Genomic DNA, 11,598 nt, shown 5'->3' on the forward strand with positions numbered 1-11,598 from the left:
GTAAAACTTTAATTTATGGAGTTCTATCCACTTACCAATTCTAGATGTTCTTTTCCGACACAAAAACACCCCTTTTAGATACAAATTTGTAAATTTATTTTAAAGCTATAACTATATGTTGGTTTAGAATAAAATTTGATAAAAATGAAGTCACAAATCTTTATTTAACAACAAAAAAATTCATTTTGAAAAAACGATTGATCAAAATAGAATCACTCTTTTTAACTAAGTATGAGATTTTTATAAAAAAATTTTAATCAAAACTCACTTAGAATCTTTACTTGAAGGAATAAAGCTTCGCATCTTTTTTGTGAACATCGTTAAACTAAGATAAATTTTGACCGTATCTGTAATTAATTGTAAAATATTATACGTAGAAAGGTATTATAAAATAAATATAGAAGGGGTATGTTTTTTAGTTTTAAAGGGGCTAAAGCACATCTATTTTATGTTTTTAAAGGGAGAATTGAAAAATCATATGAAGAATTTCAAAAAGAGTACAGGTAAAATTTTACTAGCATCTGGATTAGTAGTTTCTATGTCAGCTTGTAGTGTAACAAATTTATTTGGAGAAAAAGAAAAAACAAATGCTGAATCTGGTAAACAAGAAAGTAAAGAAACTAAGACAGAAGGTAAATCATCTGAAACAAAGGAAAAATCAACTAACTCAAAAGAAGAAAGTAAAGATGTTAAGATGATTATGGTTTTACCTGAGGATTACCCACAACTTATGGTAGACATTGAAGAAGACTTATTAAGACGTCTAGATTACTATGATGCTTCTGTGAGGGATAATAAAAAGGGAAGTAAGTCAAATGAAGAGGTACGAGATAGTATTAAAGACTTAGATAAAGTATTTAATAAAATAGAGCGTATAGATGCACCAGGAAAATACAAGGAAGATCATAAGGAAATTGTAAAAGCTGTTCAAAAGTTAAAAGAATCTTTCAAAGAAGTATCCAAGTTATTTGATTACTCTAAAACACTTAAAGATACGGATGATGCAATCATAGATAAAGCAAACAATAAATTAGATGAAGCAAAACGCATTTGGAAACCTGTATTTAATAAGTTAAAAGCGGAAGCTAAGGGTGGTTCAACAACTACTTCTACAACAAGTGGTACTAGTTCTTCTAACTCACCGAGTTTATCTAGTGGTAATACAGTTAAAACATACAGTACCCAAGATAAAACTGGTATATTCAAAGGAAAAATTGATACACCAGACGAGGATTCCGCTAAGTTTAAGAATGTACAGAACAACTATAAAGACGGTACAGAGCTTGTAGGTAATTGGGGTATTGATTACGGAGACGGAGTCAAAACTACGTTAGTCCTAAAAGCAGATAAGACATTTGAAACATATGCAAATGGTTCTTATCCAAATAAAGATAATTACTTAACAGGAACATACCAAGCAGACGTTTCTTCCCATCAGTTAACGCTAATGGTGGAAAAAGGAACTCAAAATGGTCAAGAAGTGAAATTGGAAAGACCTATTTATTCATCATATGAGGTTAAAAATTTAGATGGTAAAGCGTTACAGATTTTCCACATAGACGAACAAGTAACAATTTGTTATGTAAAACAATAAATAACTAAAAAACTCTGTAAAATGATTTTTACAGAGTTTTTTCTTAGTTTTAATTTATTTCAAACGTATAACTATACTTATTAACCTACCAATCTCCTACTCAACAGTAACAGACTTAGCTAAGTTACGTGGCTTATCAACGTCACACTCGCGGTGAAGTGCTGCGTAGTATGAGATAAGTTGTAATGGAATAACTGCTACTAGCGGTGCTAGCGCTTCGTGTACAGCTGGTAATACGAAGCTGTCACCTTCCATTTCTAAGCCTTTCATTGAGATGATACATGGGTTAGCCCCGCGTGCTACTACTTCTTTCACGTTACCACGAATTCCAAGGTTTACGTGCTCTTGTGTAGCAAGTGCGATAACTGGTGTACCATTTTCAATTAAAGCGATTGTACCGTGTTTTAACTCTCCTCCAGCGAATCCTTCTGCTTGGATGTAAGAGATTTCTTTTAGTTTTAACGCACCTTCTAATCCTACGTAGAAGTCTACGCTACGGCCGATGAAGAAACAGTTACGCGTTGTTGCTAAAAATTGTTTTGCTAATGCGTCCATTTCTTCTTTTTGATCACAAAGTTCTATCATTGCATTTGCTACAAGTCCTAGTTCGTGTGTTAAATCGAAATCAAGAACTTCACCTTTTGCTTTAGCAATATCAGCCGCTAAAATTGAAAGTACTGCAAGCTGTGCTGTGTAAGCTTTCGTTGATGCAACTGCAATTTCTGGTCCAGCGTATAACGGAAGTGTATAATCAGCTTCACGAGAAAGCGTAGAACCAGGCACGTTTGTAATTGTTAATGCTTTATGGCCCATTTCATTTGTTTGCACAAGTACTGCACGGCTATCAGCTGTTTCACCACTTTGTGAAATGTAAATGAAGAATGGTCTTTCTGTTAATAATGGCATGTTGTAAGAGAATTCACTTGCCACGTGTACTTCAACTGGCATTTTTGCAAACTTCTCGATAAATTGTTTTCCAACAAGACCTGCATGATAACTCGTTCCACATGCAATGATGTAAATACGATCGCTATCTAAGATCGCATTGCGGATGTCTTGATTTAATTCAATTTCGCCATTTTCATCTTGATACTTTTGAATTATATTACGGATTACAAGTGGTTGCTCATCGATTTCTTTAAGCATGAAATGAGGATATGTTCCCTTTTCAATATCACTTGCGTCTAATTCCGCTGTAAACGGTGCACGTTCAATCGTTTCACCTTGTAAGTTTTTAATTGTAATACTTTCTTTCGTTACGATTACGATTTCTTTATCCATTAACTCAATAAATTGATCTGTAACTTGTAACATCGCCATAGCGTCGCTTGCCACAACATTAAAGTTGTCACCAACACCTACTAATAGCGGGCTTTTGTTTTTAGCAACATAAATCATGTTTGGATTTTCAGCATCAAGTAATCCGATTGCATAAGAGCCATGTAAAAGAGATAGCGTATTACGGAACGCTTCTTCTACACTTAATCCTGTGCTCACTTGTTGTTCCATAAGCTGTACGATAACCTCTGTATCTGTTTCACTTACGAACGTTACATCTTGTAAATATTCCTTTTTCACTAATTCATAGTTTTCAATTACACCGTTATGAACTAATGTAAAGCGTTTTGATGTACTTTGATGCGGATGCGCGTTTACTTTACTTGGAACACCGTGTGTAGCCCAGCGTGTGTGTCCGATACCCACGCTTGCTGCTACGTTCTCATCTACGATTTCACGAAGTTTTGCGATACGGCCTTTTTCTTTGTATACAACAACACCGTTCTCTGCTTGTACTGCAATACCTGCTGAATCATATCCACGATATTCTAGCTTTTCTAAACCTTTTAATAAAATTTCCTTTGCATCTTGCTCTCCAATAAATCCTACGATTCCACACATGTTTAGTCGCCGTTACAAATGCTTACACTGCTCTGCGAACATGTAACGACATAGTCCGATACCATTTTTATTTATACTAAAAAACGGATTACATATTGCTAGCCCTGTAAGCTTGTAACGGCTTTCACCTTCCTCTCGATTGGGTTTAAGTCCGTATATACTTATACAGCTAGTTTTCATCCGTTCCTCTTCTCTCATCACACTTTCACCTTTGTCCACTAAGTCACCTTAATGATTTAAGTAAAAGCTTGCGGTTGTGATGAACAACCGGGAGTCATCCGCCGAAATCTCGATAAACCCCACCTCGTCAACTACACTATTTGTAGTTCTGGCGCTTTTATAATTTACAATATTTCCTTTGAGAAAAAGAACAAGACCATCTTATAACAAACATGGATAAACCGTCAATGAAATTTTTTTCATCGTCTATAAAACATATGAAAAAGGAGCACTTTTTGTGCTCCTTTTTCATATAAATTCAGCTAATTATTCAGCGCCAACTTCAGCTTTCACAACTTCTACAATGCGATGTACATATGCATCACAAACTTCTTGTGTTGGTGCTTCTGCCATTACACGAATAAGTGGCTCTGTTCCAGATGGACGAACAAGAATACGGCCATCACCGTTCATTTCTTCCTCTACAACACGAATAATTTCTTTAATTTTTTCATTTTCTAATGCTAATTTTTTATCTGTTACACGAACGTTTACTAACAATTGTGGGAATTTCGTCATTTCTCCTGCAAGCTCAGATAATGGCTTTTTCGTCATTTTCATGATGTTTACAAGTTGAAGTGCACTTAACATTCCATCACCAGTTGTAATGTAATCAAGTAAGATAATATGGCCTGATTGTTCTCCACCTAGGTTGTAACCTCCACGCTTCATTTCTTCCATTACGTAGCGGTCACCAACTGCTGTTTTATCACTTGTAATATTATTTGCTTCAAGTGCCTTGTAGAAACCTAAGTTACTCATAACAGTTGAAACAACTGTATTATGTTTTAATTGACCAGTTTCTTTCATATATTTCGCACAAATGAACATAATTTGATCACCGTCAACGATGTTTCCTTTTTCGTCTACAGCAATTAAACGGTCGCCATCACCATCAAAAGCAAGTCCGATATCCGCACCTTTTTCTTTTACCAATTCAGCTAAGCCTTCTGGATGTGTAGATCCTACACCCTCATTAATATTCATACCGTTTGGAGAAGTTCCCATTGTTGAAATATCAGCTTCTAGGTCTGCAAATAAGTATGGAGCTAGAGAAGAAGTTGCACCATGTGCACAATCTAAAGCGATATGTAGGCCAGAGAAATCTTCTTCAACAGTTTGTTTAATGTACTGTAAATATTTTTGTCCACCTTCAAAGTAATCGCTCACTTGTCCAAGATTAGTACCTGTCGGACGTGGTAGTTCATCAACTTCTTTGTCTAATAAAGCTTCAATCTCAGCTTCTTGCTCATCTGTTAATTTAAAGCCGTCTGAACCAAAGAATTTAATACCGTTATCTTGTACTGGATTATGAGATGCAGAAATCATAACACCCGCTTGTGCATCTAGTGCTTTTGTTAAATAAGCAACGCCCGGTGTAGAAATAACGCCAAGGCGCATTACTTCTGCTCCAGTTGATAATAGACCTGCTACTAAAGCTCCTTCTAACATATGACCAGATACACGTGTATCACGACCGATAATTACTTTTGGACGATCTGTATCTTTTGTTAATACATAACCACCAAAACGTCCAATTTTGAAAGCTAATTCAGGTGTTAACTCCTTATTTGCAACTCCGCGTACTCCATCTGTACCAAAATATTTACCCATTATGATTCGCTCCTTTTTCTTGCTCTTTTTGATTATCTACTGTTGGTTCTTGACTCGTTTCTTTATCTTTATCTTGATTTTGATTTTGGTTTTGATTCTTTTCCTGTTCTTTTTCTGAATCAGGTTCAGGATTTTTTGGTTTCTCATTTTGATTTTCTTGATCCGTATTTGAATCCGGTTGTTGACCGTTACCCTGTACTTCTTTATCTGGTTTTTCTTTCTTCACAATAGTAACTTTAGCACTTTTTTGTTTTGGCTCTATTGAAATATTACCAGGACCGCTCACTTGAATGGAAATATCTTTCGTCCCTGAGGATACATTTTGCAGATTAATTACCGCTGTTATTTGAGCAGCTGTTATTTTATCTACTATACTTGCTTCTCCTGAAATATCAACACTTATCTTTCCATCTTGCGGCGAAAGTAGCTGAGCAGTAACATCTTTAGACAGTCCATTTTTCTGGATTGGGATACCATCAATCGTTTTTGTTTTCGTTTGTTTTGTTTTTTGCACTCCCACCGAAACCTTCACTTGATTCGGTTTTGCACTTGTTACACCCTTGGGTAATAAAACAGAGGCATCGAATGTTGTAGACTCTGTCAATTGACTAAGATCTACTTCGACCCCCTCTAGCGATTGTATATTATCCAAAATATCTTTTGGACCAGCTATCGTTACTTCTCTCGGTTCAACACTGATATTTGTAACCGCCAATCCTTCTGCTAAACTCCCCTTCTTCGTATACGTTACAGGAACAGTTTTTTCAGTATTATTGGCTGTAGTTTGCGTTGCCACATTCAACGTTACACTAATCTTAGATGGACTTGTTCTTACATTTAAACGTTTTCCTTCTTTATTGTATAATGTAACTTCGGGCGTTTTTGTAACAGTTTTATTAACACCTTTTAAATCAACATACGCTTTGGCAGATGAAATGCTTTCAATTTCTTCTTTCGTCCCAACTACCTCAACAGTATCCGGTTTAAGGCTTGATTTTTCTAGAGTAGCCCCCGCTGGCATCTGATCCTCATTTGATAATTTCAGATCTACATGAACATATTTTCTCGCCTTTTCATGAAGAGTAACTTTAATTGTTGATGGCTGAACTGTTCCTTTCACATCATCTGGAAGCCCGTTCGTTTTTAAAGAAATCTCATAAGTTCCTTTTGGACTATCTCGCAAATCAACCGGTATGTCAAATTGTTTTTTTGCTTTTGCTGTAGCAACTGATGCTTTTGGGCCTTCTAATTTTACTTTAACGCCCTCTGCCGGAATACCACTTACAATATATTTCTCCTCATCATACTTAAGATTAATAGCATAATTAGTTAATGTTTCTTTCGTATCATTTGCAAAAGGTAATATACCTGATGTCGTATTTTTTTCAGTTAACGTCGCTGACATAAAAAGCATACACGCCAATAGTAATGAGATCCCTTTTAAAAACCAATGATTCTCCATTAACTTATCCATGACGCTTTCTCCTCCAATTCCATAAAGACGAAGAAGTCGTTTTTTCGTTTCCACTAAATTCAGCTAATAACATATCTTTCAGCTGTTCTGTCTTCAAATCACGATGCAACTTACCATTTTTCGTTAAAGAAATTTGACCAGTTTCTTCAGACACAACTACTGTAATACTATCAGTAACTTCACTAACTCCCATTGCAGCACGATGTCTAGTTCCTAATTCTTTAGAAATAAACGGACTTTCTGATAATGGAAGATAGCATGCTGCTGCTTTAATTGTACTTCCTTGCATAATTACCGCTCCGTCATGAAGAGGTGTATTTGGAATAAAAATATTAATAAGTAATTCCGATGATACGTTTGCATTAAGCGGAATACCCGTTTCCACATAATCACCCATACCGGTCTCTTTTGACAAAGTAATTAATGCACCAATTCTACGTTTCCCCATATATTCGGTTGCTTTTGCTATCGCTGTTGCAACCATTTCAGGTTCATCATCCTCATGCGTTCCAACACGCGAAAATAAACTCCCGCGCCCTAGCTGCTCAAGTGCTCTTCGCAATTCTGGCTGAAAGATAATAATAACGGCTAAAAATCCCCACGTTAATACTTGTTCAGTTAGCCAAGATAGCGTACGCAATTCAAGGAAAATACTGATCATCTTAACGACGATAATAACTGTAATCCCTTTTAAAAGTTGAACAGCTTTCGTCCCTCGGATTATAAGAATTAGCTTATATATAATAAACCATACAATGGCAATATCTAATGCCGTACTAAGATATTTCAAAATGGTCGTATCTTCAAAAGGCATGCTATCCCTTCCTCCTACTTACGAGCAATTCTATCCATATATTGAAATATTGTTTTATGCTCTATCTGTATGTATTTCCAACAACTAGTTAATTATACCATACATGAAACAAACGACAATTACAAACAACCCCCTTTAGCTCAAATTGGTAAGATGTCAAACATTTTTATTGTACAGTATAATATAAATCATTATTATACGCTTATTTTCAAATAAAAAAAGCAACTTCTCAGTTGCTTTTCTTACATTTATTTTAGTTTTTCACCGAATAAAGAACCCATTAAAGCAACTGCTGTTGTTGCCGTTCTATTTCTCTCATCTAAAATCGTATTTACCTCAACAAATTCAGCAGATGTGATAATATCAGCTTCTGCTAACATTTCCATCGCCAAATGACTTTCACGATAAGATAGACCGCCAATTACAGGCGTTCCAACACCTGGTGCATCATGAGGATCAAGACCATCTAAATCTAATGATAAGTGTACACCATCGGTATGAGATAAATATGCGATTGTTTCTTCCATCACAGCCGTCATCCCCATACGATCAATTTCATGCATTGAGAACACTTTAATACCTTCATTGCGAATGAAATCTTTTTCTCCTTCATCCAATGCACGCGCACCGATAATTACGACATTCTCTTTTTTCACCTTTGGATATGCTCCGTATAAATCTACAAGTGAAGAATGTCCATAACCTAAACTTGCTGCAAGTGACATACCATGAATATTTCCAGATGGTGAAGTTTCCTCTGTATTTAAATCACCGTGTGCATCATACCAAATAACGCCTAAGTTTTTATAATGTTTTGCTACACCAGCTAATGTACCGATAGCAATACTATGGTCACCACCTAATACAAGTGGAAAACGACCTTCTTCTATAATATGATCCACCTTACTTGCTAATTCATTACATACAGTTGCAACTTGTGTAAGGTTTCTTAATTTTGTATTTTCATCTATCTCTTTTTCTCTCTCTATACATATATCTCCCATATCTTTAACGTCATATCCAATTTCTTCAATTCTTTCAATTACCCCTGCATAACGGATCGCGCTCGGTCCCATATCAACTCCACGACGCATCTGTCCTAAATCCATTGGAACTCCAATAACTGAGATTTCTTTTTTCATAGATAGTATCCCCCTTTTATGCCTTCACTAAATATTTTAAATCTTTTATATAGTCTGACTCAACTCGACATTTTTCTGTATGGATATACAATTTATTCACTTATATTCACGTTGAAAACCAAATTTTAAGACTATTCTATGTATAAAGTTAACTTAATGAAACAATCGCAATCACTATTATTAAATAATAATAATAATAAAACACTCCTATATTTAGAAGTGTTTTTCTGATGCTATTTTCCATACTGTTGCAATATTCTTCGTTGTCATTTCAATATTTTCTTCTGCTACTTTATATGCTTCTTCTAGTGTCATCGGTCTCGTTGTGATACTAAATACCGCATCTATTCCTTTCTCGTACACGGCTGAATAATCAGATGATACAGACCCTCCAATAGCAATTACAGGCACAGAAAAACGTTTTGCACGCCCCGCAACACCCACAGGAGCCTTTCCATATGCAGTTTGTTTATCTATTCTACCTTCACCAGTTATAATAAGATGTGCATCTTCTATATGTTTATCGAAATTTGTATAATCTAATACAATTTCAATGCCCCTACGCAAGTCTCCCTTTAACACTGAAATAACAGCCGCTCCCATTCCTCCCGCTGCCCCTGCACCAGGTATTTCAGATACATCAAAAGATACATATCGTTTAAGCATATTCGCATAATGTTGTAAATTCTCATCTAGCTCTTTCATCATCTCTATATTTGCACCCTTTTGTCTCCCAAATACGAAAGATGCTCCCTGCATTCCGACTAATGGATTATCCACATCACATGCCGCTTCTATCTTTACCCCCTTTAAGCGTGGGTCCATTCGTGAAAAATCAATAGTAACAATCGAGTGTAATGTGCCTCCAGATGGATCTATTACTTCACCCTTACCATTTATAAACCTTACTCCTAAAGCCGCTAACATACCTGCCCCGCCATCATTTGTAGCACTTCCTCCAAGTCCTAAAATTATGTACTCCACTCCTTGATCTAGCGCATGTAATATAAGTTCTCCTGTTCCTTTTGTCGTTGTAATAAGTGGGTTGCGCTTTTCAACTGGAACGTGCTGTAATCCTGATGCTGCTGCCATTTCAATAAACGCTGTCTTTTTATCTTTAGAAATGCCATAAAAAGCTTGTATACCTTCTCTAAGCGGTCCTGTCACACTAATTGATATAATTCTCCCCCCTGTAGCATCAACAAGTGATTCAACCGTCCCTTCTCCTCCATCTCCAATTGGTATTTTCACATACTCTGCATTAGGAAAAATTGCTCTAAAACCTCTTTCAATAGCTCCACATACTTCTATAGCTTTTAGGCTTTCTTTATATGAATCAGATGCAATAACAACTTTCACAATTATCTCCCCATCCCTTATTTTTACGTTTTCTTCATTTTAAACGACAAGTATAAAAGTTGTCTTTTTAAACACAAAAAAAGCTTACATCGTATGATGTAAGCTTTTTTATTTAGATGGAGCCTAGCGGGATCGAACCGCTGACCTCCTGCGTGCAAGGCAGGCGCTCTCCCAGCTGAGCTAAGGCCCCTTATTAATTAAGCGGAAGACGGGATTCGAACCCGCGACCCCAACCTTGGCAAGGTTGTATTCTACCACTGAACTACTTCCGCAAAAATGATGAGCCATGAAGGACTCGAACCTTCGACCCTCTGATTAAAAGTCAGATGCTCTACCAACTGAGCTAATGGCTCGTAAATGGCTGGGCTAGCTGGATTCGAACCAGCGCATGACGGAGTCAAAGTCCGTTGCCTTACCGCTTGGCTATAGCCCATTAATATTTACTAGTATGGTTATCTTTTCAAAAAAATAAACCCTCTCAGGTTATTTTAAAGAAAATGGTGGAGGGGGGCAGATTCGAACTGCCGAACCCGAAGGAGCGGATTTACAGTCCGCCGCGTTTAGCCACTTCGCTACCCCTCCGACATTTTAAATATATATGGTGGAGGATGACGGGATCGAACCGCCGACCCCCTGCTTGTAAGGCAGGTGCTCTCCCAGCTGAGCTAATCCTCCAAAAGTGGTGACCCGTACGGGATTCGAACCCGTGTTACCGCCGTGAAAGGGCGGTGTCTTAACCACTTGACCAACGGGCCAAAAAAGTTTTAAACCTATTCCCAAGCTTCCAACCGGGCTTGAACCGGTGACCTCTTCCTTACCATGGAAGTGCTCTACCAGCTGAGCTATGGAAGCATAATGGCTCCGCAGGTAGGACTCGAACCTACGACCGATCGGTTAACAGCCGATAGCTCTACCACTGAGCTACTGCGGAATAATATTAGCCTGGCAACGTCCTACTCTCACAGGGACAAGGTCCCAACTACCATCGGCGCTAGAGAGCTTAACTTCCGTGTTCGGTATGGGAACGGGTGTGACCTCTCTGCCATCATTACCAGACTTTTATCATTATAAACATTTCTTTCGAAATGTCAAGAAGAAATTTTAATATATATTCCTTCAAAACTAGATAACATTTGCTACATATTATATGGTTAAGTCCTCGATCTATTAGTATTCGTCAGCTCCACATGTCACCATGCTTCCACCTCGAACCTATCAACCTGATCATCTTTCAGGGATCTTACTAGCTTACGCTATGGGAAATCTCATCTTGAGGGGGGCTTCATGCTTAGATGCTTTCAGCACTTATCCCTTCCGCACATAGCTACCCAGCTATGCCCTTGGCAGAACAACTGGTACACCAGCGGTGCGTCCATCCCGGTCCTCTCGTACTAAGGACAGCTCCTCTCAAATTTCCTACGCCCACGACGGATAGGGACCGAACTGTCTCACGACGTTCTGAACCCAGCTCGCGTACCGCTTT

The 11,598-nt window shown here is 37.4% G+C and carries 8 protein-coding genes, 9 tRNA genes and 2 rRNA genes; 1 reads left to right on the plus strand and 18 read right to left on the minus strand.

Going from position 1 to position 11,598, the window contains the following annotated elements:
- Positions 1-466: 466 nt before the first annotated feature.
- Complete coding sequence (locus MR107_RS14095) at positions 467-1,594, plus strand: DUF3994 domain-containing protein (RefSeq protein ID WP_011109777.1); 1,128 nt, start codon at positions 467-469, stop codon at positions 1,592-1,594.
- A gap of 96 nt (positions 1,595-1,690) precedes the next feature.
- Here MR107_RS14095 and glmS read toward each other — a convergent pair whose 3' ends face one another.
- From glmS to MR107_RS14185, 18 genes are all read right to left on the minus strand, one after another.
- Positions 1,691-3,493, minus strand: a complete 1,803-nt coding sequence (gene glmS, locus MR107_RS14100; protein ID WP_000334163.1) for a glutamine--fructose-6-phosphate transaminase (isomerizing) — start codon at positions 3,491-3,493, stop codon at positions 1,691-1,693.
- Positions 3,494-3,505: 12 nt separating this feature from the next.
- Entirely contained in the window at positions 3,506-3,691 is a 186-nt protein-coding gene (locus MR107_RS14105) for a hypothetical protein (protein ID WP_001206405.1), read from the minus strand.
- Between the two features lie 288 nt (positions 3,692-3,979).
- A complete protein-coding gene (gene glmM / locus MR107_RS14110; protein ID WP_000521476.1) occupies positions 3,980-5,326 on the minus strand; it encodes a phosphoglucosamine mutase in 1,347 nt (448 codons plus the stop codon).
- Positions 5,319-6,800 (minus strand): CdaR family protein, encoded by a 1,482-nt coding sequence (locus MR107_RS14115; protein ID WP_000359601.1) that lies wholly within the window; start codon positions 6,798-6,800, stop codon positions 5,319-5,321. Before MR107_RS14115 ends, glmM begins: the two co-directional genes overlap by 8 nt.
- On the minus strand, positions 6,793-7,614 hold the full coding sequence (gene cdaA / locus MR107_RS14120) for a diadenylate cyclase CdaA (protein WP_001115697.1): 822 nt from the start codon (positions 7,612-7,614) through the stop codon (positions 6,793-6,795). The genes MR107_RS14115 and cdaA overlap by 8 nt, the downstream gene beginning before the upstream one ends.
- 248 nt (positions 7,615-7,862) lie before the next feature.
- The gene (gene rocF, locus MR107_RS14125) at positions 7,863-8,756 is read right to left on the minus strand and encodes an arginase (RefSeq protein WP_000711563.1); all 894 of its coding nucleotides are present in this window, start codon (positions 8,754-8,756) and stop codon (positions 7,863-7,865) included.
- Positions 8,757-8,969: 213 nt separating this feature from the next.
- Positions 8,970-10,115 carry a glycerate kinase gene (locus MR107_RS14130; protein ID WP_000869587.1) on the minus strand — a complete coding sequence of 382 codons (1,146 nt, stop codon included), beginning with the start codon at positions 10,113-10,115 and terminating at the stop codon, positions 8,970-8,972.
- Positions 10,116-10,232: 117 nt separating this feature from the next.
- A tRNA-Ala gene (locus MR107_RS14135) sits at positions 10,233-10,305 on the minus strand.
- A 10-nt stretch (positions 10,306-10,315) separates the two neighbouring features.
- Positions 10,316-10,387 (minus strand) — tRNA-Gly (locus tag MR107_RS14140).
- An 8-nt stretch (positions 10,388-10,395) separates the two neighbouring features.
- A tRNA-Lys gene (locus MR107_RS14145) sits at positions 10,396-10,468 on the minus strand.
- Positions 10,469-10,473: 5 nt separating this feature from the next.
- Positions 10,474-10,548: transfer RNA gene (locus MR107_RS14150), tRNA-Gln, on the minus strand.
- 65 nt (positions 10,549-10,613) lie between these two features.
- Positions 10,614-10,697: transfer RNA gene (locus MR107_RS14155), tRNA-Tyr, on the minus strand.
- 17 nt (positions 10,698-10,714) lie between these two features.
- Positions 10,715-10,790, minus strand: a tRNA-Val gene (locus MR107_RS14160).
- Positions 10,791-10,795: 5 nt separating this feature from the next.
- Positions 10,796-10,870, minus strand: a tRNA-Glu gene (locus MR107_RS14165).
- 24 nt (positions 10,871-10,894) lie between these two features.
- Positions 10,895-10,967, minus strand: a tRNA-Thr gene (locus tag MR107_RS14170).
- A 4-nt stretch (positions 10,968-10,971) separates the two neighbouring features.
- Positions 10,972-11,046 (minus strand) — tRNA-Asn (locus MR107_RS14175).
- A 9-nt stretch (positions 11,047-11,055) separates the two neighbouring features.
- Positions 11,056-11,171, minus strand: a 5S ribosomal RNA gene (gene rrf, locus MR107_RS14180).
- Between the two features lie 91 nt (positions 11,172-11,262).
- Positions 11,263-11,598, minus strand: a 23S ribosomal RNA gene (locus MR107_RS14185); the annotation flags it as partial.

Origin of the sequence: Bacillus cereus group sp. BfR-BA-01441 (assembly GCF_022663075.1) — a bacterium.
GTDB lineage: Bacteria > Bacillota > Bacilli > Bacillales > Bacillaceae_G > Bacillus_A > Bacillus_A cereus.

Excerpts from the sequence above, each read along its gene's own strand:
- glmM (WP_000521476.1), bottom strand. The coding sequence starts at position 5,326 with ATGGGTAAATATTTTGGTACAGATGGAGTACGCGGAGTTGCAAATAAG.
- MR107_RS14105 (WP_001206405.1), bottom strand. The coding sequence starts at position 3,691 with ATGAGAGAAGAGGAACGGATGAAAACTAGCTGTATAAGTATATACGGA.
- glmS (WP_000334163.1), bottom strand. The coding sequence starts at position 3,493 with ATGTGTGGAATCGTAGGATTTATTGGAGAGCAAGATGCAAAGGAAATT.
- cdaA (WP_001115697.1), bottom strand. The coding sequence starts at position 7,614 with ATGCCTTTTGAAGATACGACCATTTTGAAATATCTTAGTACGGCATTA.
- rocF (WP_000711563.1), bottom strand. The coding sequence starts at position 8,756 with ATGAAAAAAGAAATCTCAGTTATTGGAGTTCCAATGGATTTAGGACAG.
- MR107_RS14115 (WP_000359601.1), bottom strand. The coding sequence starts at position 6,800 with ATGGATAAGTTAATGGAGAATCATTGGTTTTTAAAAGGGATCTCATTA.